The 22,020-nt window shown below is 30.1% G+C and carries 21 protein-coding genes; 12 read left to right on the plus strand and 9 right to left on the minus strand.

Features of this window, described 5'->3' with window-relative positions:
• Window positions 1–229: 229 nt before the first annotated feature.
• From CHB63_RS04745 to CHB63_RS04765, 5 genes are all read right to left on the minus strand, one after another.
• A complete protein-coding gene (locus tag CHB63_RS04745; RefSeq protein WP_089377253.1) occupies window positions 230–898 on the minus strand; it encodes a response regulator transcription factor in 669 nt (222 codons plus the stop codon).
• 5 nt (window positions 899–903) lie between these two features.
• Window positions 904–2,778, minus strand: coding sequence for a tetratricopeptide repeat-containing sensor histidine kinase (locus tag CHB63_RS04750; RefSeq protein WP_141107263.1), 1,875 nt, complete (start codon window positions 2,776–2,778; stop codon window positions 904–906).
• Between the two features lie 496 nt (window positions 2,779–3,274).
• Entirely contained in the window at window positions 3,275–3,487 is a 213-nt protein-coding gene (locus CHB63_RS04755; protein WP_089377255.1) for a hypothetical protein, read from the minus strand.
• Between the two features lie 167 nt (window positions 3,488–3,654).
• Window positions 3,655–3,903 carry a CBU_0592 family membrane protein gene (locus tag CHB63_RS04760; protein WP_089377592.1) on the minus strand — a complete coding sequence of 83 codons (249 nt, stop codon included), beginning with the start codon at window positions 3,901–3,903 and terminating at the stop codon, window positions 3,655–3,657.
• Window positions 3,904–4,046: 143 nt separating this feature from the next.
• Window positions 4,047–4,832: a hypothetical protein gene (locus CHB63_RS04765; protein WP_217898397.1), complete on the minus strand. Its 786-nt coding sequence runs from the start codon at window positions 4,830–4,832 to the stop codon at window positions 4,047–4,049.
• 197 nt (window positions 4,833–5,029) lie between these two features.
• Between CHB63_RS04765 and CHB63_RS17115 the strand changes: the two genes are divergently transcribed.
• Complete coding sequence (locus CHB63_RS17115; protein WP_176420248.1) at window positions 5,030–5,194, plus strand: hypothetical protein; 165 nt, start codon at window positions 5,030–5,032, stop codon at window positions 5,192–5,194.
• Between the two features lies 1 nt (window position 5,195).
• Here the strand turns inward: CHB63_RS17115 and dinB are convergent, their stop codons facing one another.
• Both dinB and CHB63_RS04775 read right to left on the minus strand, forming a co-directional pair.
• Entirely contained in the window at window positions 5,196–6,407 is a 1,212-nt protein-coding gene (gene dinB, locus CHB63_RS04770) for a DNA polymerase IV (RefSeq protein ID WP_089377257.1), read from the minus strand.
• 3 nt (window positions 6,408–6,410) lie between these two features.
• Complete coding sequence (locus CHB63_RS04775) at window positions 6,411–9,380, minus strand: DNA polymerase III subunit alpha (protein WP_089377258.1); 2,970 nt, start codon at window positions 9,378–9,380, stop codon at window positions 6,411–6,413.
• An 85-nt stretch (window positions 9,381–9,465) separates the two neighbouring features.
• Here CHB63_RS04775 and CHB63_RS04780 point away from each other — a divergent pair, with 85 nt between their 5' ends.
• The 6 genes from CHB63_RS04780 to CHB63_RS04805 all read left to right on the plus strand — a co-directional run bounded on the left by CHB63_RS04780 (window position 9,466) and on the right by CHB63_RS04805 (window position 14,048).
• Window positions 9,466–9,684 carry a helix-turn-helix domain-containing protein gene (locus CHB63_RS04780; RefSeq protein WP_089377259.1) on the plus strand — a complete coding sequence of 73 codons (219 nt, stop codon included), beginning with the start codon at window positions 9,466–9,468 and terminating at the stop codon, window positions 9,682–9,684.
• Window positions 9,685–9,695: 11 nt separating this feature from the next.
• Window positions 9,696–10,343 carry an SOS response-associated peptidase gene (locus tag CHB63_RS04785; protein ID WP_089377260.1) on the plus strand — a complete coding sequence of 216 codons (648 nt, stop codon included), beginning with the start codon at window positions 9,696–9,698 and terminating at the stop codon, window positions 10,341–10,343.
• A gap of 125 nt (window positions 10,344–10,468) precedes the next feature.
• On the plus strand, window positions 10,469–11,611 hold the full coding sequence (locus tag CHB63_RS04790) for an MFS transporter (protein WP_089377261.1): 1,143 nt from the start codon (window positions 10,469–10,471) through the stop codon (window positions 11,609–11,611).
• A 101-nt stretch (window positions 11,612–11,712) separates the two neighbouring features.
• A complete protein-coding gene (locus tag CHB63_RS04795) occupies window positions 11,713–12,855 on the plus strand; it encodes a saccharopine dehydrogenase family protein (protein ID WP_089377262.1) in 1,143 nt (380 codons plus the stop codon).
• 30 nt (window positions 12,856–12,885) lie between these two features.
• A complete protein-coding gene (locus CHB63_RS04800) occupies window positions 12,886–13,443 on the plus strand; it encodes a hypothetical protein (protein WP_089377263.1) in 558 nt (185 codons plus the stop codon).
• Between the two features lie 50 nt (window positions 13,444–13,493).
• Window positions 13,494–14,048, plus strand: a complete 555-nt coding sequence (locus CHB63_RS04805; protein WP_089377264.1) for a 2'-5' RNA ligase family protein — start codon at window positions 13,494–13,496, stop codon at window positions 14,046–14,048.
• 790 nt (window positions 14,049–14,838) lie between these two features.
• Here the strand turns inward: CHB63_RS04805 and CHB63_RS04815 are convergent.
• Together CHB63_RS04815 and CHB63_RS04820 are read right to left on the minus strand one after the other, a co-directional pair.
• Window positions 14,839–15,069 carry a hypothetical protein gene (locus CHB63_RS04815; RefSeq protein WP_089377266.1) on the minus strand — a complete coding sequence of 77 codons (231 nt, stop codon included), beginning with the start codon at window positions 15,067–15,069 and terminating at the stop codon, window positions 14,839–14,841.
• Window positions 15,056–16,414, minus strand: a complete 1,359-nt coding sequence (locus tag CHB63_RS04820) for an MATE family efflux transporter (RefSeq protein WP_089377267.1) — start codon at window positions 16,412–16,414, stop codon at window positions 15,056–15,058. Before CHB63_RS04820 ends, CHB63_RS04815 begins: the two co-directional genes overlap by 14 nt.
• A 167-nt stretch (window positions 16,415–16,581) precedes the next feature.
• Here CHB63_RS04820 and tpx point away from each other — a divergent pair, with 167 nt between their 5' ends.
• Genes tpx through CHB63_RS04845 form a run of 5 tightly spaced genes read left to right on the plus strand, consistent with a single transcriptional unit; the run spans window position 16,582 to window position 22,019 of the window.
• Window positions 16,582–17,079, plus strand: a complete 498-nt coding sequence (tpx, locus tag CHB63_RS04825; protein ID WP_089377268.1) for a thiol peroxidase — start codon at window positions 16,582–16,584, stop codon at window positions 17,077–17,079.
• 3 nt (window positions 17,080–17,082) lie between these two features.
• Window positions 17,083–17,451 carry a diacylglycerol kinase gene (locus tag CHB63_RS04830; protein ID WP_089377269.1) on the plus strand — a complete coding sequence of 123 codons (369 nt, stop codon included), beginning with the start codon at window positions 17,083–17,085 and terminating at the stop codon, window positions 17,449–17,451.
• Between the two features lie 52 nt (window positions 17,452–17,503).
• Window positions 17,504–19,891: a DNA translocase FtsK gene (locus CHB63_RS04835; RefSeq protein WP_089377270.1), complete on the plus strand. Its 2,388-nt coding sequence runs from the start codon at window positions 17,504–17,506 to the stop codon at window positions 19,889–19,891.
• 23 nt (window positions 19,892–19,914) lie between these two features.
• Window positions 19,915–20,568 (plus strand): LolA family protein, encoded by a 654-nt coding sequence (locus CHB63_RS04840; RefSeq protein ID WP_089377271.1) that lies wholly within the window; start codon window positions 19,915–19,917, stop codon window positions 20,566–20,568.
• 5 nt (window positions 20,569–20,573) lie between these two features.
• A complete protein-coding gene (locus tag CHB63_RS04845; protein ID WP_089377272.1) occupies window positions 20,574–22,019 on the plus strand; it encodes an LptF/LptG family permease in 1,446 nt (481 codons plus the stop codon).
• Window position 22,020 lies beyond the last annotated feature (1 nt).

The raw sequence follows: 22,020 nt of genomic DNA on the forward strand, positions 1-22,020 counted from the left end.
GTTAGCAACCTAACACTGGTTAGAAATGCTAATTTTTGTAATGAGCACTCTTTTATGCCTTTAATATGAACTATTTTTATACAAAAAAAGCCTTATGTAATTACACAAGGCTTTGTTTTTAAGCATCTTTTATATAGAAATAGCAACCTTCCAGTTATAATTGTTAAAATTAATTGGATTATGGGAGTTATAGTTACGGTTATCCGTATGGGGCTTGTTTTAAATTGCTTTAAACCAACCCTAAGTCTTTTGCTATAGCTACCAAATGTGTAGGATTGTTGGCATTAAAATGTTCTCTTAAAAATTTCAATCTTTTTTCAATAGAACTTACACTGGTAGGTGACCAGCTTTTTTCTTTTAGAATCGTACTAATTTCTTCTTGTAAGTAGCCTAAAGAAAGGCATTCTATCAAAAAAATATCATATTCAACTATTTCAATTGCCTGGCTTTTTCGCATGGATCCAGCAACATGTGGAGAAACATAAATATTTTCTGTAGTATATAGTTGTAGTACCGCCTTTTTAAGCTCTCTAAGGCCTTCTCTACTCTTCCAAACATACGCATTTATCTTATGCTCATTAAATAGTGTTTGAACCCTATATTCTTTGTCTTCCACAGAAAAAACAGCAATCTTTAATGATGGAAATTCTTTTCTAACAACTTTAATTAGTTCATCACCAGAAGTAATTTTTTGGTCTATATAATTCTTATCAAATGATAAATCACTAATTAATAAATCAAATGGAGCATTCTTTAAACTGGCGCTCTTTAATTTTAACAGTGCTTCATCACAATATTGAACATCGTCAATTTGTGTTATCCCTAATTTACTAAGTTCTGCCTTTATTCCACTGTTGATAAAGTCCATATCTTCAGCGATCAATACCTTTTTAAACATAGCGTTTATATTTTAAAACTAATAAATGCTTTAAATCCATTATTTAAAGATGTGTCAAAAGTAATAAGACCATTTATTGATTTTATACGGCTTTCCACATTTATAAGACCATTTTTTAATTTTAATTCCTTTAAAACAACTCCAATACCGTTATCTGAATAATTTATGACATAGTTATTACGCTCTTTTTTAAAGGAAATTGCAACTAACTTAGCTTTACTATGTTTTTGCATATTCACCATCAATTCTTGCAATACTCTATAAAGTTCAATTTGCTTCTCTTTAGCTAACGATTTCAAATCAACACTGTAAATATCTTTAATAATAACTGTTGTAGTAGTTGTGTTAAAACTTGCCAGTAATGCTTTTAAAGAGTCCTCAAAACGCGCTCCTGTTTCAATGGTGCTATTTTGATGTGAAATATTTCGAGTAAGTAAGTACACTTTTTCCAGATCATCCAATAGCACCTCTTTAGGTTCACTGGTATACTGCACCTTATTCATAATATTCACAACATTATTTGCGACTTCATCATGAATTTTTTTGGCAATACGCGTTTCCGTTTTGTAGACCTCTTCTTTTTTCTCTTGTTGATGTTTTTGCCTGCGATAATATCCAAAACCTACAAACCCTAAAAGAAGTGTACCGCCAGAAACTGCACCAATGATATTTTGAATTTTTTCTTTTTCTAATTCGAGCTCTTTTTCTGAATTGACAATTTTTAATCTCAAATTTTCTTCACGATTTTTCTCGCTATCATATTTTAATTTTGCGAATTTATTCCCGGCTTGTTTTTCTGCCAAAACTAAACTGTCACTTATGCTAATATAGGACATGTAATATTTTTTTGCACTTTTAGCATTATCAAGATCAATCAGTTTTTGAAGTGCTTCCAGTTGATCTCTTGGGCTTTTTTTACGACGCGCCAATTGATACATTCTTAACGCATAAGCGATGGCTATTTTTTGATTCTTTAGTTTATAAAAATCAGAAAAGTGCGCATAACTGGCTATAAGCCCGATACTATCTTTTTCTTGCAGTCGAATTTCTTTTGCTATTAAAAAATCAGAAAGCACATTCGAATTTTTATTTTTTAACCATGCTGTATAGGCTTTATTGTCTATAATTCTTGCTTTGGTTCTCGGTTGTTCCTCCACTTTGGGATCTTTCAATAACTCCGTAAAAAGGAGTATACTTTGGTCATAGTTTCCCATATCACGCAATGCAAGTGCTTTGTTATTTAAAATAACTATTGAATCACCTCTGGTTGAAGCAATTGTTAAAGCTTTATCATTCCAATAAATTGTTTCTTTAAAATCAATCTGATTTTTTGACGTTATTGCCAAACAATTGTACACTGAAGTTAGGTATACTATATTGCTCTTATCCAAATAGTCTAAAGCCTTAATTCCTGTTTCCTCACTTCCTGTATAATCACCTAAATTTGATTGAATAATTGCTATGTGAGTTAAATTCTCACCAATCCTTGCACTATCTTGTACAATTGAAAACATTTCATTGGAATAATTATAGCAATAATAAGCACTATCCATTTGAGAATTGGCTCTGTAATAATAGCCCATTTTGGAATATTGAGCTGCTACACCTTTAATATCCTCTTTTTTCAACAATTTCAAATATTTTTTAGTACTAAAGATTGCACTATCGTAATTTCTCAAATTTCCAAAAAGATAAGCTTTATACCCAAGTATTTTTTTTCTTGTTTTTATATCAGTTTCCTTATCAATTAAATGCAAAGCTTTATTGGCGTGGTATAAACCTGTTGCTGGGCTTAATTTCACATCTTTCATCTTTTCTAAATGAAAACTCAATGAGTCTTTTTTAGAGGCTCCTTCACTTGCAAATACAACGAATTGCATTTGGTAGAAAACAGTAAATAAGAGGAATGAATTTTTAAGCATATTCATATCTCAAATTTAACATATTTATAATAGGTAACGTAAGTAACACTGATAATTTATAGTTATTCAAACTCATTATAAATAATTAAAGATTACACCCAATTTTAAGCCATTTATCTCAAAGAATTAACGATTCCCCTATTTTGACCACTTGTTAAATATTATTAGAGTAAAAAATAAGATTACCTTTTAAACAATAAATATTAAGTAACAATTTTTAATTCAATTATTAACTAAACTAAGTTAATTGTCCGTTCGTCGATATATTGCTACTACTCATCGAAAAATTGATAAAAAAAGCTTTAATTATTTTAATTTCGAACGGTTAGTAAAAAACAACCCCTTTATTTTATTAACAATCTTTTTCATAGCAATTTTCCTACCTCTTTCGAGAGGTGGGTTTTTTTTATAAAAAATTACTAATTAAAAAAATAGTTGCTAAGATTATATAATCTTATAAAAATTTAGAGGGTAACATTTTAGAACTTCTAACTTCAATTATTTCTTGCATATCCTTATCATAAACCAATTCTGAAAAAAAATGATCAATCATAAAACAAGTTATATATTCATTTTCATTTTGGTGTAAGCCTATAAATATGCCATCTTTAAAAACAGTTGCTTTTCTGTCACACTCATTTAATAAATTGAAATCGTTTAAGGTCAAAATAGTTAGTTTTCACCAAATCTAAATGAATAATAAAACAACCTTTTATAAAATTAGTTAAGTTCATTGTTTCCGTCGATGAATGGAATTTTAACTTCAACAAATGGCATTTTAATGTAGAGCAGCACAAACTTTAAAAGGAATTCATTTTTAGTATAATTTGCTACCTAAATGGAATCATTTGTTACATATTTTTTTACAAGCGACATTAACGAAATTAATGTCCATACGCCTTCTAAAATAATAAACGGCACATACTTTAATAAAACTGAAGCCAAGCAAGCAATCCCTGCTCCAATAAGGTTTAGTAAAATAAAGGAATTGTCATTTATAGAAACTTTCTTGGTAACATTTAAAATATATGCTAAAAGTATCATTGTAACTCCTATAAAACCTAACCAGTCTGTCGTATTCATTTCTTTTTTTATCAAATAAAGTGGTTTAAGCACTATTGGCAAAATAAAATTCCTTTTATTTTTTTAAGCTGTAGAAATTATAAATAAAAAAAAGATCCCAAAACTATTTGGGACCTTTTAAATTAGTGGGGTTACTTTTATTATTAATTTTCTCTTACTTTATCTGAAACACAATCTGCATTTACAAGTGCCGAATCGTGGTCCCAAGAATAACTTCCATCTCCATTATCTGTCCAAGCTGAAACATATCCCCAGGCATCTGCCAATGCTCTCCAAATTCCTCTTCTTGCCATTGGGGTATCATCTCCATTATCACCATCACTGTCAAAGGCAGTCCAATATTGCACACTATATTTTAAAATTGAACTAATTGCAAGCATACTAGCACCATCGTTAGATACTCCTCTTTCTAAATCAATATTAATTTTTTGGCTAGCATAAACTTCTTTTTCAATTTCAGATATCTTTTTCGCAAATTCCCCCACTGTTAATTTTTTATCAGCTGCACTTTTAACTGTTGTAGCTAAATTATTTAAGAATTTAGTCATAGCTGGGCTCAATCCTTCTTCATTAGCGTTGTATTTTCCATTTAATATTTGATCCACTCTTCTTTTGTGAAAACCTATACTTTTGTCTAATTCTTGCCAAGTAAGGTTTGTATCAAAGCTTCCAAATGTTGGATCTACAAATGTTTTTCCGTATTTAAATCTTGCTTCCGGATTGGCTCTTTCTTCAAAATTCCAAACATATTCTAAATATGCATTGTGTGTTTTTCCAAACTGATCAAAGTCAAATTTAATTTCTTTAGATTCAGTATTTAAATCGGTAAATTGTTCCATACTTTCATCTTTTTCACAAGAAGTTAATAAAGTAATAACTGTAAAGAACATAAAGGTTTTAACTAGTGTTTTTGTAATTGTTTTCATCATTTTATATTTTTAAAATTTACCTTACTCTATTTTGGTTTTTCAGGTTGTCACCATTTGTTTTACACTTTCATATAAACCAACCTTAAATTTTGTTACCCCCTTTTTTTTATTTTTTTATTTTTTTCTGAATTATAAAAACCTTCGCTTTACCTTCTGAAAAATTATTGTTGTAATTTTGACGTTATTTTAGAAAAAGTATGGCTAAGAAAGGCACTCCAAAAAACACCAAAAACAAAGCGAAGCACAGCAAACTAATGGATCGTAAAAAAAATAAATTACGAGATTATAAAATTGATCGTGAAAATCGTTTAAAAACAATGGTGAAAAAAATGCACGAACTTAAAAATAAACCTGAAGAATAATTCACCTTCTTCTGTTTGGTAATAATGGTGGTGGCTCACCACTAAACGGATTCCAGCGACTAATACTTTTTGCTCCCATTCCTGAAGCTCTAATTACGGCTCTATCTCCATAACGTTCTCGCATTTTATCCATAGCCTGATACAAGTTTAAAATTTTATCATTGTCTTCAAACAAGTTAATTTGATGTCCGCCTCGTACTAAATGGCTGAACTTTACCCCTATTAAACGCACTAGTAATCTGCGCTGATATAAACTTTCATACAATTCCATTACAATTGGAAGTATTGAATGATCAGACGAACTATACGGAATTCTCTTTTGTTTAGTATACGTTTGAAAATCGGAATATCTAATTTTAAACGTAATACAAGCCGTTAATTTATCACCTCTACGTAATTGATAAATCAAATTCTCAGCCATCGCAGTAATAATACCTTTTAGTTTAGTAACATCTGTAGTATCCTTCTCAAACGTACGCTCTGTTGAAATAGATTTACGTTCGTGATACCTTATAACAGGTGTATTATCAATACCATTGGCTTTTTTCCAAATACTGGTTCCATGTTTACCAAAAACCCGTGCCATCATATTTATTGGCATTTCCTGTACCGTTTTAATACGTTTAATTCCTAAATCGCATAAAGAATTATAGGTTTTTTCGCCAACCATTGGAATTTTACGAACCGAAAGCGGTGCTAAAAATGGTTTTTCGGTTCCTACATTTACTTTTATTTCATTGTTAGGCTTTGCTTCACCCGTTGCAATTTTTGAGACCGTTTTATTTGCTGATAAGCCAAATGAAATTGGCAAGCCGGTTTCTCTTATAATTTTTGTGCGCAATTCCGAAGCCAGTTGATGACAGCCAAAAAACTGATCCATTCCGGTTAAATCTATATAAAACTCATCTATTGAAGATTTTTCATATAACGGAACCGAATCTTTAATAACATCGGTTACTAATTTAGAATACTTGGTATAAATCCCTGAATTTCCTCGCAGCACAATAGCTTCCGGGCACAACTGTTTTGCCATTCGCATTGGCATTGCAGAATGTACTCCGTATTTACGCGCTTCATAACTGCAACTCGCCACTACACCTCTATCTGAAGTTCCGCCAATTAATACCGGTTTGTTATTTAACCTACTATCAATCAACCGTTCACACGATACAAAAAATGTATCTAAATCCATATGTACAATAGAACGTTCCATAATTTATCCTGCTTTTTGTGTTGGTGCATCGGTATAACGAGGATCTTGAATAATAGCCAGTTTTTCCAGCTGATTAACCTCAATACTTACACAATCAAATTCTGCCGTAACTTTTCCAATTAATTTATAAACGCCTCTTCCTTTTAGTGGATATTTTTTTGCTGAAGGAGGAAAATGTACCGTATCTATATGATCGCCTTTAGAATCGATAAATGTTCCGAAATACATTAAATCTCCTTTTGAAGTAACTGTTTTTTTAGCCGTAACATAATAGCCATAAACTGTTACTATTTTCCCTACATAATTCAATAAATCAGCAGCAAATAATTGTTGATTGATTGGCTGGGTTAATAATTTAAAAGGACTCTCTAAAGTAAACCCAATATATTGCAGTTCATCAAAAGCATCTTCTAGTGTTGAACTTATTAATTCTGGCGTTTTATACGTTACTTTTTCCGATTTAAATAGCGTTACTATATGTTCTTCCAAACACACTTTATTCACCTTCATATAAGCTTCCCAAAGCAATTCTCGTTTGTTTCTACCTGTAAATTTAAAAGCGTTTACTTTAATTAAAATAGAAATTTGTTCTAATGAAATTGTTACCCGATCTATAAAATCATCTAGATCTAAAAATGCTCCGTTTTTGTTTCTTTCAGTTACAATTTTAGAAGCATTTTTCACTTCAAAAGAATGTAGCATTATAAAACCTAAATAAATGTTAGCTCCCTCAATATAAGACTGATAATACGATTTATTAATTGTTGGTGGATGGATAACACCTCCGTTCATTCGGGCTTCGTGTACATAATATTCTGGTCTATAAAAACCACCAAAATTATTAAGTGTTGCCACCATATATTCCAACGGATAATAGGCTTTTAAAAATAGGCTCTGGTAACTTTCCACCGCATACGAAGCTGAATGTCCTTTGGCAAAAGCATAACCCGCAAAACTTTCTATTTGTCGCCATATTTCTGAAGTCAATTCCAGCGTATGCCCTTTGGTTTTACAGTTTTCAAAAAACTGATTTTTAACCTTCATAAATTCGTCTCTCGATCTAAATTTTCCACTCATTCCGCGCCGTAACATATCTGCTTCACCCAAACTTAATCCGCCAAAATGATGCGCTACTTTTATCACATCTTCCTGATACACCATTACACCATACGTTTCGGGCATAATATCCAACAAAATAGGATGTGCATCTTTTCTTCGTTCCGGATTTCTATACCGTAAAATATACTCTCGCATCATTCCAGATTTTGAAACTCCAGGCCTAATTACAGAACTTGCTGCTACCAAACCCAAATAATTATCTACTTGTAACTTTTTTAACAACATACGCATTGCAGGAGATTCCACATAAAAACAACCAATAGCTTTGGCATTTTTAAGCATTATTTTAATTTTTAAATCTTCTTTAAAGCGTTTTATATCGTGTATATCAATTGCAGGATGTGTTGGATGATTGTATTTTATAATATCTACCGTTTCACGAATTTTTCCCAAACCACGCTGACTCAAAATATCGAATTTATACAAGCCAGCATCTTCTGCAACCACCATATCAAACATTGCCGTAGAAAACCCTTTTGGCGGTAAATAAGTGGCCGTATAATAATTAATTGGTTTTTCTGAAATTAAAATTCCGCCTGGGTGAATTCCTAAATAATTTGGAAATCCTTTTATTAACTTACTATAAACCAACACCAAACGAGATAATTCATCTAATTTATTTACAACAAATTGCCCGGAAGAAAGCTTGTCTATTTCTTCTTTTGGCAATCCAAAAACTTTTCCTATTTCCCGAACCGACGCTCTGTATTTAAACGTATTGTAAACCGCAATAAGAGAAGTATTTTTAAACGTTTTAAAAATATAGTTCATAATATCATCACGATCTCGCCACGAAAAATCCAAGTCAAAATCTGGCGGATTTGTACGGTATAAATTAATAAATCGTTCAAAATATAAATCGAGTTCTATAGGATCAACATCCGTAATTCTTAATAAATACGCAATAATACTATTGGCTCCACTTCCTCTACCTACATAATAATATTGCTTGCTTCGGGCATATTTTAAAATTTTCCAATTGATTAAAAAGTAGGATACAAATTGTTTTTGCCTAATAATTTCAAGCTCTTTTTCTAAACGTTCAAAAACACGTTTTCCAATTCTTTTATAACGGTAATTTAAACCTTCATACGCTAATTTTCGCAGCAATTTAAAATCTAACTCGGCACAACCACTGTATGTTTTTTGGTTGTTTGGCTCATTTTTCTCGAAATTGAAATCAATAGAACAGTTTGCTAATAATTGCTGTGTATTTTCAATAATTTGAGGGTATTCACTATACATAGTTTTTAAAACCTCAACCGAAAGCATCATATCCGATTCCTCGCCTTGTTCACTTTTTGGTAATTTACTTAGTAAGGTATTATTGTCAATTGCGCGCAACAATCTATGCGTATTAAATCCTTTTTTATTTTGAAATGAAACTGGTTTTAAAATCACCAATTTATCTAGTTGAAATCGCCATTCAGAAAATTTTAAGTGGTTTAAATCCGATAATTTTACACCTATAAATTCGTTTTCATTTAAGTTGAAAATTTCATTTTTAAAAGGATAAATCACATAGGTATTTGCAATATTTTTTGCGCTGTCTGGAACTTCAAACTTCTTTAAATGCAATAATTCTGACAGGTATTCATTTATAAGTTGATAGCCATTATTATTTTTTGCCAATATTATAAACTGCCGTTGTGCTCCATTTCTAAAATCTACGCCAAGTACTGGTTTCACTGAATATTTAGAAGCCAAACGCACAAAATCTAAATTGGCAGACGTGCTATTAATATCCGTCAATGCCATTGTAGCAACACCAAGCCGAGAAGCCTGTTGCAACAATTCTTCTGGCTTAACAGTACCATATCTTAAACTGTAATAAGTGTGCGTATTTAAATACATTGTTAATAAAAAAATTACTTCAATAGTTATTATTTTGCTAAATTAGCTCATTATTTTAGCTGATGTTGCTCAAATTATTAGCATTATGAATTATTTATCAAAAAACATTAAATATATCCGGGTTTTAAAGGGAATCTCTCAAGAACAACTTGCTGAAGATTTAAAAGTATCACGCTCTAGAATTAGCTCATATGAAGATAAAAGAGCCTCGCCTCCACTTGATTTTTTAATCAATTTATCGGCGTATATAAATATTTCTATGGATGTATTAATTAAAAAAAAATTAAATACCTTAGAACTTTAATTGTTTTTTTTATGTGCTATCAAACACGAATTATTAAAAAGAAAGAAGAAATGATGGAGCGTTTTAATGCTGCATTAGATGAGCTAAATGATTATGAACCTATTGAGTTCTGTAGCGCTTTTGAGTATCCTAAAACTCCTGTAATAACGAATGAAAGTCCCAATAAGATTCAATTATACAATTGGGGACTGGTACCTTCGTGGTCGCAAGATGAATCCATCAGAAATTATACTTTAAATGCCCGAATAGAAACATTATCAGAAAAAAGATCTTTTAAATATGTAGTACAAAACAGATGTTTAATTATTGCCGATGGTTTTTACGAATGGCAATGGAGAACTAAAAGCGGTTCTAAAAAAGAAAAATACTTAATTACGCTGCCAAATAATGAATTGTTCGCTTTTGCCGGTTTATACACACAGTGGACAAATTTTGACAATACCAAGCTAAATTCTTACACCATAATTACCACACAGGCCAATAAATTAATGAGCGAAATTCATAACACAAAACAACGAATGCCTGTTATTTTAAAGAAGGAAGATGAGCAAAACTGGCTACAAGGAGAAAATTATGAGGATTTTAAATTTCCTTATAGCTGTAATTTAATTGCAACTTCTTTAGCACAAAATAATTCAGCACAATTAGGGTTGTTTTAATATTAATTAAATCGTATCAGTTTTTGATGATATCAAGTTTGCTAATTTTAATGAATTAAGTACTTTTGACCTCTGGATTTATAAACAAATATAAAAATCGAATTCTCGCATTTGTTACGTTGAATATGGAATTAAAAATTAAACAGCGAATCGCTTTAAGCACTTATTTTTTTTTATCGGGTTTGTGTTTTGCAACCTGGGCATCACGTATCCCTACAATTAAAACATTTTTTAACTTTAATGAAGCTGAATTAGGAACTGTACTTTTGGCAATGCCAATAGCCTCAATGATTGGTTTACCTATTTCTGGCTGGATTGTTTCCAAATTTAATAGTAGAGGACCTTTATTAATTTCGTTCATTTTCTTTGCTATCGCCTTGCTTTTTATTGGATATGCAAAAACATCCTTTTTATTAGTAGCAGCTATTTCTGCATTTGCATTTTTTATGCGAATTCTAAATATTGCAATGAATGCGCAATCCATAACACTTCAAAAAAAGTTTAAAAAGAAAATTGTGAGTTCATTTCACGGCCTTTGGAGTACTGGAGGATTAATTGGTGTAGGTTATTCAACATTAATGGTAAAAACAGGTGTTTCAATAGAGCATCACTTACTTCAAATTTCAATCTTAACGTTAATAATTACAACAATCGCTTATTTTTATTCTCTTAAAGATGATAAATCTACTACCGGAAACAAATTGATTTTTGGTAAACCTGATCCATTTATTTTTTACTTAGGATTACTCGTCTTTTTTGCAGCTGTTTGCGAAGGAGGAATGTTTGATTGGAGTGGTGTTTATTTTAAAGAAGTTATCAAAGAAGATGTTTTTACCTATGGGTATTTATTATTTATGACATGTATGGCTATTTCTCGCTTCTTTTCTGATCGATTAATGGATTTTATAGGAATGCCTAAAACATTTATTTTAAGTGCCGTTTTAATTGCTTCTGGTATTTTTACTGCAATCGTTTTTCCTACATTTTGGCCTGCATTAATTGGTTTTTGTCTGGTAGGTATTGGTACTGCTCCTATTTTTCCAATGACCTTTATTTTAGCAGGAACTTCAAATAAATACTCTCCCGGAATGGCAATTTCAATTATTGCCACATATGGAATACTAGGGATGCTAATTGGACCTCCATTAATAGGTTATTTAGCACATGCGGTTGGTTTAAAATATGCTTTTTACATTTTTGTAGTTTCGGGTCTTTCATTAATTCCTTTTTCACAATTTTTATTTCGTTATCAAAAAAAAGTAACCTAGTTTTTTACTGGAAATTCTATCAGTCTACTTTCTTAAATTTAAATTAATTACGTGTACTAATTTTATTTTCAAATAATTAGAAAATATAGTAACTTACATGTATGAAAAAGCACTACAATATAATTATTGCTGGAGCAGGTGGAATTGCTGAAGCAGTTGGCTTAATATTAGCTGAGTGGAGCACCATAACTCCTACGCTGTTTATTGGAAACAGAACACTTTCCAAAGCGCTAAAAGTTGCTGAATGGATTAAAGATGGTTCAACAAAACAATGCTCAATTAAAGGCTTTCATTTACCCGAAGAAGGTATTACAAAAGAAATGAAAGTAATTTTTCAGCAAAGTGATCTTCTCCTTGATTGTTTACCTGGTAGTATAGCTCCTAAAATGGCTCAATTGGCAAAAGACTTTCAGTTGCATTATGCCAATCTCACAGAGTACGTTAATGAGACCGAAGAAATAATGACTTTGGCAAAAGATGCTAAAACGGGTTTTGTGCTTCAAACAGGATTAGCTCCTGGCTATATAAACTTACTTGCCCACAAACTTTTTCAACAGTTTTGTTTAGACTTTAATGTGGATAAAGTTGACAAATTAGAATTTAAAGTGGGTGCGCTTACTGATCACGCCGTTGCACCGCATTATTACGGTTTTACCTGGAGCCCTGTTGGTGTTGCTACCGAATATATTAAAAATATCATTGTACTAAGAGATTATAAAAAAACCATACTGGCGGCATTGTCTGAAAGAGCAACCATTATTATTGATGGTATTGCTTATGAAGAAGATCTTACCTCTGGCGGTGCAGCTGATTTACCCGATGCTTTGAGTGGAAAAGTACGTTCGTTAGATTATAAAACATTGCGGCATCCGGGGCATTATGCCTGGGTACAGGCACAACTTTCTAATTTAGGGAATACACAAAATGCCATAAATTATTTGCAGCAAAAAATGGAAGCTGTTATACCTCATATAGAAGATGATCAAATTGTTTTATACGCAGCAGTTGAAGGAAAAGATTCAAAAGGAATTTTACGAAGACAAGAAATTGCCAAATGTATTCGTCCACAAAAAGTAGGTAAACATAAATTAAGAGCTATCCAAACAACTACCGCTGCGCCTATGGCCCAAGCTGCCCAATTATTGCTGGAAACATCACCTAGCGGAGTTATTTTACAAAGTGAAATTGATGCTCTAAAATTTTTAAATGGAGCGTTTATTGTTTCTGTTTATGGAAATGTGTAACGCAATAACAATATGTAAAATTAAACTAAGATGATAATTGATCTATTAAATAAATCGAAAAACGAGCAAAATATTATTCGAATTTGGTTTTATGGAGAAGAAGAAAAGTTTTGGTTCGGATATGTAAAAAACGTAAATGAAGAATTATTTTCTCTCCAACATTTTACAAATTATGGTAGTCCAGATGGTATATTAATTGAGCAAATTGAAAATATTGAAAGTATTGATTTTGACAATGAATTTTCTAAAACTATGGAATACTTAATAAAGCATCAAAATGAAATTTATAAAGAACCTCAAATTGATTTAGAAATTACAGATGAAGATAATTGGCAATTCGAAATTTTAGATAGCCAATTAGGATTGAAAGACAGGATAATTACAATACAAATTAATGGAGATAAATTTTATAGTGGTATTATTGAATGGATTGATGAAGGGCATTTGGTTTTAAATAAGGTTGGTGAAGCAGGACAGGATGAAGGTAAATCCATTTTTATAATTGATGATATTAATACCATTCAAATAAATAACCTTGAAAACCGTAAGCGATTAATGCTTTATAAATGGAGAAAAATCAATAAATAATTATTCTATATAATTTCAAATGCAGTTTCATTTTTTTAGCGGTTGATAATATGTTAGAAGCTAGAAACCTTTACTATATTGGGCTTCTTCCTCATTTTAAATTAAGGAAGGAGGTTAAAGTGTTAAAAGAGGAACTAATGGTTCATTTTAATACCAAAAGTGCTTTAAAATCCCCTGCCCATATTACGCTTCAAAAACCATTTAAATTTAGTAAAATAAAAGAGCATTTTCTTATTGAAACATTAAAGCATTTTGCCGAACAACAAAACCAATTTAACATTAACCTGAACGGATTTGGTTGTTTTTCACGACGAGTTATTTTTATAGATGTCACAAACCATAAACCTGTTTTATCAATTCATGCGGAACTTAAAAAACTGTTGTTTCACGAATTAGAATTTAAAGAAAATGAAATATCTTCTAAAATTTATCCACACATTACAATTGCCACAAGAGATTTAAGTAAAGAAAACTTTGACAAAGCCTGGCCACTTTTTGAATTTCGAAAATTTAAAGCTTCTTTTTTAGTAAATAGCCTATTTTTATTAAAACATAATGGCAAGTTTTGGGATATTTACAAAGAATTTCAATTTAAAAACAAATAATAAAAAATGAGACCAATTTTTACTTTTAACAACAACCCCATTTTTTAAGTTGCGAATAAACTAATACCCTTACAAAATGATAAAGAAAAAGCAGAAGTAAATGAGGTTTGTTTTGTTGAAGGATTGGTTTACTTTAAAGAAAAATGGTTTTTATATTATGGTACTGCAGATTCTAAAATAGCCGTTGCAACTTATAAAAAATAAAAATAATTAGTATTTATAACCTAAAAAAATAATTTATAAAAAAGAAACCCTCGTTTTTAAACGAGGGTTTTAATATGTTAATTAATCGTATTTAGGTTTTTTATCCCTTTTTGCAGCCTTTTTTTCTTTTGCAGTTTTTAGAGGCTCCTTCTTAACTTTCTTTTTTGCATCTTGACTTTTTGCCATAATAATATATTTTAAATCTCTTTTTTTAGTTGTTAAACTTTAGTAAAGGTAAAAAATATTTTTGATTAATTTTTTAAAAAACTAATGTGATCTAGAGAAAATGAAACTGTGTAAGTATTTATTTCTCAACTCATTTATTTTTTAGTCCAAACAAAATTAGATATAAATAAAAAAGTGAGCACGAAGCTCACTTTTCATTATTAACTAAAAAAATCATCAAATCAATTCCCTACTAAAGATTTGCTAATAAATTATCAGACAAAATTAAAATTTATATCTTAAATAATAAATGACATCTGTCATAAATCTTACATAATTTTTACCCTCAAAAAAATTGTTAATTTTAAATAAATACATTTAATATATTAACGAAAACAATAGTTCTTTATCAAATAAAAAATTACTCCTCTTTATACCGTTCCATTTCACGGTCATAAAACTCACTTGATTGCTCAATAAGAACAGCTACTTGAGTTTCTAATTCTTCTTGATCTTCACCATCAAAATCTTCAAGCCACTCAATCTCGTCATCTACTAAATTGATAATAAACCTTGGAAATTCAGTATGAATTACAAAAATATCATCTTTACAATCTGTGTTATCTCCCAATAAAAATTTAGGTAAGTTCATTTTTTTCTTTTATTAATTTATTTGTTAAATAATTGAATCTAAAAAACAGCATAATTGCTGAACAAGTTAAAGCAGCTAAAAGCCCTATCCAGATACCAAATGTACCTAATCCAGCTATGCTCCCCAAATAATAACACACCGGAAAACCAATAATCCAATACGCTATAAAAGTTAATAAGGATGGCACATTTACATCTTGCAATCCACGCAATCCTCCCAAAATAACAGCTTGCAAGCCATCTGATAATTGAAATAACCCTGCAATTATTAATAAACTGGATGCTATTTTTATTACTTCCAAATTATCGGTAAACATCCAAGGTAAAACATCTTTAAAAACCATAAAACCTATTGTAAATGTAAACATTATAATTAAAATTAATAAGAAATTAGAAAAAGCAATACGTCTTAATTCCATATAATTTTTTAATCCTTTTTGGTTACCAACTCTAATTGTTGCCGCTGCTCCTATTCCAACCGCTATCATAAATGTTGTAGAAGCCAGTTTTAATGCAATTTGATTTGCTGCTTGTGGAAATGCGCCTAAAGTACCTGCTAATAATACAGATGCTGCAAATAAACCAACTTCAAAAAGCATTTGCAATGCTGTTGGAAAACCTAATTTTATAATAATTCTAAATCGTTTTTTCTTTAACTCAGACAATTTCAATCTTCGCATATAAATAGCAAACTTATCTTTTTTCATTAAAACAATGTATAAGAAAAATACCATCACAATTCTTGAAATGAATGTTCCCAATGCTGCTCCAACCAACTCTAAACGAGGAAATATCCAAAAACCATAAATTAATGCAAAATTTAAAAGTACGTTTACAACATTTGTTAATATGGTAGCCCACATTGAATATTTTGTTTCGGACAAACCATCTGCAAATTGCTTTAATCCCTGAAAAATCATTAAAGGTATTATTGAAATTGCAATAATTTCATAATATGGAATTGCTAATAGAACAACTTCTTCAGGCTGATCTAAATAATACAACACAGGTTTTAGCAATAACAACATCACAAACATTGAAATACCAATAATTGTAGTTAAAATTAAACCATGCTGAAAAATACTTCTCCCTTTTTCTTTGTCTCCTTCACCGTCAGATTCAGCAATTAAAGGAGTTATTGCAAATGAAAAACCAAGACCAATTGATAACGCTATAAAAAATATACTGTTTCCTAAAGATGTGGCTGCTAACTCGATTGGCCCAAGCCTACCCACCATAATATCATCAATTAAACCTACCAAAAGATGTCCTAATGAACCCATCATTATTGGTGTGGCTAATTTTAGATTGTTTTTAAATTCCGATGTGTATTTTCTTAAATTCAATGAAGTTACTTTTTGCGCTGCGAAGATACGAGATTTTACTTTGAAAAAACACCCCACCTTTTAACTTCAATTAAAATTATTTTTAAAACAAAATTAAAAACTCCTAAATAAATTCGGGATTATTTACTTTTTAAGCTAACTTTGATTTTTTAACTAAAAAATACATTATGACAAAAATAACATTAAAAGGAAATCCTTTTAAAACTTCAGGAAAATTACCTAAAATAGGTAAAAAAGCTCCAAAATTTTCTTTAATAAAAGCTGATTTATCAAAAGCAAAATTGAAGGATTTTAAAGGTTCAAAAGTAATTTTAAACATATTCCCAAGCTTAGACACTGGTACTTGTGCCGCTTCAGTTAGAAAATTTAACGAAGAAGCTGGCAAATTAGAAAACACAAAAGTTTTATGTATTTCAAGAGATTTACCATTTGCTCAAGCTCGTTTTTGTGGTGCTGAAGGATTAGAAAATGTAATTACTTTATCTGATTTTGCAAGTGGGAAATTTGGAAAAGCGTATGGTTTAACTATAGAAAATGGACCATTAGCTAATTTACATTCTAGAGCAATTGTTATTTTAGACGAAGAAGGAAAAGTTATTTATACAGAGCAAGTTCCTGAAATTGTTGATGAACCAAATTACGAAGCTGCTTTAAAAGCGCTGTAATTTATGAATACAGAAAGTAATTTTTTAATTAACAGAATAAAGGCTGTAAAATACGCAGCCAAAGGATTCTGGATTTTAATTACTTCTGAAAAAAGCATTATTGCTCAAGTAATTATTGGAATAATAATGACGACCATGGGCTTTATAATGCATATTTCTGCTACCGAATGGATGTTTCAAATTTTTGCAATTGGTCTCGTTTTGGTAGCAGAATCTTTAAACACAGCTATAGAAAAAATGGCTGATTTTATTCACCCTGAATATCACGAAAGAATTGGTTTTATAAAAGATATTTCTGCTGGAGCAGCTTTTTTTGCTGCAATATTTGCCGTAATTATCGGTTTAATTATCTACGTACCTAAATTTATTTAGTAATTTAATAGCAATCACAATTATTTTCTATTTTTGTGAGATAATATTATAAATGGCAAAAAAGAAAAAAACAATAACTAAAACTGCACGTAAACCTATTTTTCAGGGAACAAAATCGTTCTTTAAAAATAGACAAACCCAAACTATAATTGGTTTGTTTATTGCATTGTTTGCAATCTTTTTATTCATCTCTTTTGTTTCATTTCTGTTCAGTTGGCAACAAGATCAAAGTCAATTATCCAATTTTGGAGATAAAAATATCTCTGTAAAAAATTTATTAGGAAAAATTGGTGCAAGTATTAGCAATTTCTTTATCTATGATGGTTTTGGTGTTTCTTCTTTTTATGTTCCTATATTATTATTCTTTTCGGGAATTTCAATATTTTTAAAAGGCAGTTTAATTAAAGTTAGAAAATATTGGGCTTGGGGAATTTTAGCGATGATTTGGCTTTCTATAGTACTTGGTTTTTTTAGTGCACAAAATTCATTACTTCCAGGCATAATTGGTTACGAATTAAATAATTACCTGCAACAATTTTTAGGGAAAACTGGCTTAATTTTAAGTTTATTATTTTTACTGATATCGTACATAGTGATTCGTTTTAAATTTACTCCAGAAAAAATTCAAAGTCTTATCCCTGAGAAAAAGCATACAGATGGTGTTGAAAAACAACTAACTGACAGTGATATTGAAAAACTAACTTCAAACGAAAATATTGAAAGCTCAACAACAAATGTTAATCTTGTTGAACCTCAAACAAAATCAGATTTTGAATTATCTCTAAATAATTTAGAACCAACTATTAAAAAGCATTTAACATCTAATTCTTCTACTAAAAATGATGAAACTCATGGTGCTGTTGAAATAGACGTAGAAAAAATTGTAGAAGAAAAACATGTTGAAGAAAATTTATCTAGTAAATTAGTTAAAGACTTTGGAGAGTTTGATCCAACTTTGGAATTATCTGAATTCAAGTTTCCAACCTTAAATTTATTAAGAGATTATAATGAAAGTATCTCTGTTGATCAAGAAGAACTAGAAGCGCATAAAAATAGAATTGTTGAAACTTTAAACAATTATAATATTGGAATTGCTCGTATAAAAGCAACAGTTGGCCCAACAGTAACTTTATATGAAATTGTTCCAGACGCTGGTATTCGAATTTCAAAAATTAAAAATTTAGAAGATGATATTGCTTTATCTCTTTCTGCAATGGGAATTAGAATTATTGCTCCAATTCCAGGAAAAGGAACTATTGGTATTGAAGTGCCAAACAAAAAAGCAACAATGGTTTCAATGAAATCAGTAATTTCATCAACAAAATTTCAAAATTCTGAAATGGAATTACCTATTGCTTTAGGTAAAACAATTTCAAATGAAACTTTTGTAGTTGATTTAGCAAAAATGCCTCATTTATTAATGGCAGGTGCAACCGGGCAAGGGAAATCAGTTGGTTTAAATGCTGTATTAACCTCATTATTATACAAAAAACACCCTGCCGAAGTAAAATTTGTATTGGTAGATCCTAAAAAAGTGGAACTTACACTTTTTAATAAAATAGAACGTCATTATTTAGCAAAACTACCAGATACGGATGAAGCAATTATTACAGATACAACTAAAGTAATTAACACGCTTAATTCTTTATGTATTGAAATGGATAACCGCTACGATTTGCTAAAAGATGCTATGGTACGTAATATTAAAGAATACAATGTTAAATTTAAAGCCCGTAAATTAAATCCGGAAAACGGTCATAAATTTTTACCATATATTGTTTTGGTTATTGATGAGTTTGCCGATTTAATTATGACTGCTGGTAAAGAAGTTGAGACACCTATTGCTCGTTTGGCGCAACTTGCACGTGCTATTGGAATTCATCTTATTGTCGCAACTCAACGTCCGTCTGTAAACGTAATTACAGGTATTATTAAAGCAAATTTCCCAGCAAGAGCAGCTTTTAGAGTAACTTCAAAAATAGATTCCAGAACAATTTTAGATGCCTCAGGAGCAGATCAGTTAATTGGTAAAGGAGATATGTTATTTTCTGGAGGAAATGATGTAATTCGTTTACAATGTGCATTTGTTGATACTCCTGAAGTAGAAAAAATAACAGATTTTATTGGCTCACAAAGAGCCTATGCAAATGCTTATTTATTACCAGAATATAGTGGAGAAGAAGTTGGCACAAGTCTTGATATAGACATAAGCGAAAGAGATGTATTGTTTAGAGATGCTGCTTTGGTTATAGTACATGCGCAACAAGGTTCAGCCTCTTTATTACAACGAAAATTAAAATTAGGATACAATAGAGCAGGAAGATTAATTGATCAATTAGAAGCTGCCGGAATTGTTGGACAGTTTGAAGGAAGTAAAGCACGACAAGTGTTAGTTCCAGATGAAATGGCCCTCAATCTTTTGTTAGACGGGGAAAAATAATAGTTAAAGTTCAAAATTTAAGAATGAAAAAAATAGTTTTATTATTAAGTATTACATTATTAAGTATCACTGCTTTTAGTCAAAATTCAAATGAAGCAAAAGCTTTGTTAGATGAAGTTGCTGCTAAAGTTGAAGGATATGATAACATATATCTTGAATTCAATCATAAACTTGATAATGCTGATGCAGATGTACATCAGGAAACGATGGGACAAGTTACGTTAAAAGGAGATTTATTCCATTTAAATTATATGGGTACAGAACAAATTTTTGACGGTAAAAAAACATATCTAATTATTCATGAAGATGAAGAAGTTATTATTCAAAATTTTGTTGATAACGAGGATGATACTTTAACTCCTTCAAAAATGTTTTCATTTTACAAAAATGGATTCATTTACGAAATGGATGCCTTAAAAACCTTAAAAGGTATTAAAATTCAGTATGTTAAATTAATTCCAATTGACAGCAATTCTGAAATTGCAAGTGTTTTAGTTGGTATTGATGTTAAAACAAAACATATTTATAATATTATTGAAACTGGTGAAAACAACACAGTTACAACTCTTGAAGTAAGAACTTTCAAAACAAATCAACCTTTATCCGAAAAGCTTTTTATCTTTGACAAAGCAAAATACAGAGATCAAAAAAAATATACGATTTCTGAGCCAAATTAATAGCGTTGAAAATATTTGATAAATATATTTTAAAAAGCTTTCTACAGCCTTTATTAGCCACATTTTTTGTGGTTCTTTTTGTTTTGGTTATGCAAGCACTTTGGCTTGCTTTTGATGAAATTGCAGGAAAAGGAATTGATATATTTTTCATTTTAAAATTCTTAGGCTATTTAGCTTTAATCCTTACTCCTACTGCATTACCAATTGGTATTTTGTTATCCTCCATTATGGCATTGGGTAATTTATCTGAAAATTATGAGTTTGCAGCTATAAAATCAGCTGGTATTTCTTTAAAAAGAGTAATTAGACCTTTAGTAATTTTAACTTTATTTTTAAGTGCGTTAAATTTCATATTCCTAAACAATGTTTATCCTTGGGCTACGCTCAAACAGAAAAACTTGTATTTAAATATGAAAAAGAAAAAACCAGCTTTAGCATTGGTGCCGGGTGCATTTAATACTGAGATTCCTGGTTTTAACATTAAATTTTCTGAGAAATATGGAGAAGAAGAAAATTTATTGAAAAATGTTCAAATTGCAGATTTAACTTTATCACAAGGAAAAGTAAAAATAATTACTGCCGAAAAAGGTGAAATCTCTACCGAAGAAGGAAGTAAATATATGATGCTAACACTTAAAAATGGAAATTATTACGAAGAGCATGTAAAAAAATCAATGACTCGTAATGAAAGATTTAAGATGCCAGCATCAGCAGCTACTTTTGAAACCTATGTAATAAACATAGATATATCTTCTTTTAGTGATGATGATTCATTAGATAAAGAAGATTTAACCAGACACCATGGTATGTTTAGTGTTAAGCAATTAGATTCCGTTTCAAAAGTTGAAAAAACAAATTATGATAAGTACATAAACGAACGAGCTGAAAATTTATATACAATTGTGCGTGCAAAAAAGTTATATAAATACCCTGATTCTTTAATAAAGAAGGATTTAGAACCAGAAATTCTTGACAATTTCACTCTTAATAATAAAATAATTGTTGTTAGTGAATCAGTTCAAAATATAAAACGTACAATTGATAGAAACAATAACAATAAAAGATTATTTAAAGATAAAAGAAAACTTTTAAATTTATATGACTATGAATTTAGTTATCGAATTTCATTTTCTTTAGCCTGTATGGTATTATTTTTTATAGGTGCTCCACTTGGTTCAATTATTAGAAAGGGAGGATTTGGATTGCCAATGATAATGGCCATAACTATTTTTGTGATTTATTTTTTCATTTCACAATTAGGAAAAAACTTATCAGAAGAAAGCGCAATTTCAACGTTACTTGGTAGTTGGCTATCAACAATAATACTTTTACCTTTTGGTATTTTATTAACTCGGAGAGCTACAAGTGGTATGGGAATCTTTAATATAGATTCTATTTTAGATAAAATCAAAAAGTTTTTAAATAGGTTTACAAAAAAATCAATAAATTAAG

Source organism: Lutibacter flavus (genome assembly GCF_900188355.1).
GTDB classification, from domain to species: Bacteria; Bacteroidota; Bacteroidia; order Flavobacteriales; family Flavobacteriaceae; genus Lutibacter; species Lutibacter flavus.

What these genes read in the sequence shown, in the direction of transcription:
- CHB63_RS04745 (WP_089377253.1), bottom strand. Translation starts at nt 898, where the DNA reads ATGTTTAAAAAGGTATTGATCGCTGAAGATATGGACTTTATCAACAGT.
- CHB63_RS04750 (WP_141107263.1), bottom strand. Translation starts at nt 2,778, where the DNA reads ATGCAATTCGTTGTATTTGCAAGTGAAGGAGCCTCTAAAAAAGACTCA.
- CHB63_RS04760 (WP_089377592.1), bottom strand. Translation starts at nt 3,903, where the DNA reads ATGAATACGACAGACTGGTTAGGTTTTATAGGAGTTACAATGATACTT.
- CHB63_RS04765 (WP_217898397.1), bottom strand. Translation starts at nt 4,832, where the DNA reads ATGATGAAAACAATTACAAAAACACTAGTTAAAACCTTTATGTTCTTT.
- CHB63_RS17115 (WP_176420248.1), top strand. Translation starts at nt 5,030, where the DNA reads ATGGCTAAGAAAGGCACTCCAAAAAACACCAAAAACAAAGCGAAGCAC.
- dinB (WP_089377257.1), bottom strand. Translation starts at nt 6,407, where the DNA reads ATGGAACGTTCTATTGTACATATGGATTTAGATACATTTTTTGTATCG.
- CHB63_RS04775 (WP_089377258.1), bottom strand. Translation starts at nt 9,380, where the DNA reads ATGTATTTAAATACGCACACTTATTACAGTTTAAGATATGGTACTGTT.
- CHB63_RS04780 (WP_089377259.1), top strand. Translation starts at nt 9,466, where the DNA reads ATGAATTATTTATCAAAAAACATTAAATATATCCGGGTTTTAAAGGGA.
- CHB63_RS04785 (WP_089377260.1), top strand. Translation starts at nt 9,696, where the DNA reads ATGTGCTATCAAACACGAATTATTAAAAAGAAAGAAGAAATGATGGAG.
- CHB63_RS04790 (WP_089377261.1), top strand. Translation starts at nt 10,469, where the DNA reads ATGGAATTAAAAATTAAACAGCGAATCGCTTTAAGCACTTATTTTTTT.
- CHB63_RS04795 (WP_089377262.1), top strand. Translation starts at nt 11,713, where the DNA reads ATGAAAAAGCACTACAATATAATTATTGCTGGAGCAGGTGGAATTGCT.
- CHB63_RS04800 (WP_089377263.1), top strand. Translation starts at nt 12,886, where the DNA reads ATGATAATTGATCTATTAAATAAATCGAAAAACGAGCAAAATATTATT.
- CHB63_RS04805 (WP_089377264.1), top strand. Translation starts at nt 13,494, where the DNA reads ATGTTAGAAGCTAGAAACCTTTACTATATTGGGCTTCTTCCTCATTTT.
- CHB63_RS04815 (WP_089377266.1), bottom strand. Translation starts at nt 15,069, where the DNA reads ATGAACTTACCTAAATTTTTATTGGGAGATAACACAGATTGTAAAGAT.
- tpx (WP_089377268.1), top strand. Translation starts at nt 16,582, where the DNA reads ATGACAAAAATAACATTAAAAGGAAATCCTTTTAAAACTTCAGGAAAA.
- CHB63_RS04830 (WP_089377269.1), top strand. Translation starts at nt 17,083, where the DNA reads ATGAATACAGAAAGTAATTTTTTAATTAACAGAATAAAGGCTGTAAAA.
- CHB63_RS04835 (WP_089377270.1), top strand. Translation starts at nt 17,504, where the DNA reads ATGGCAAAAAAGAAAAAAACAATAACTAAAACTGCACGTAAACCTATT.
- CHB63_RS04840 (WP_089377271.1), top strand. Translation starts at nt 19,915, where the DNA reads ATGAAAAAAATAGTTTTATTATTAAGTATTACATTATTAAGTATCACT.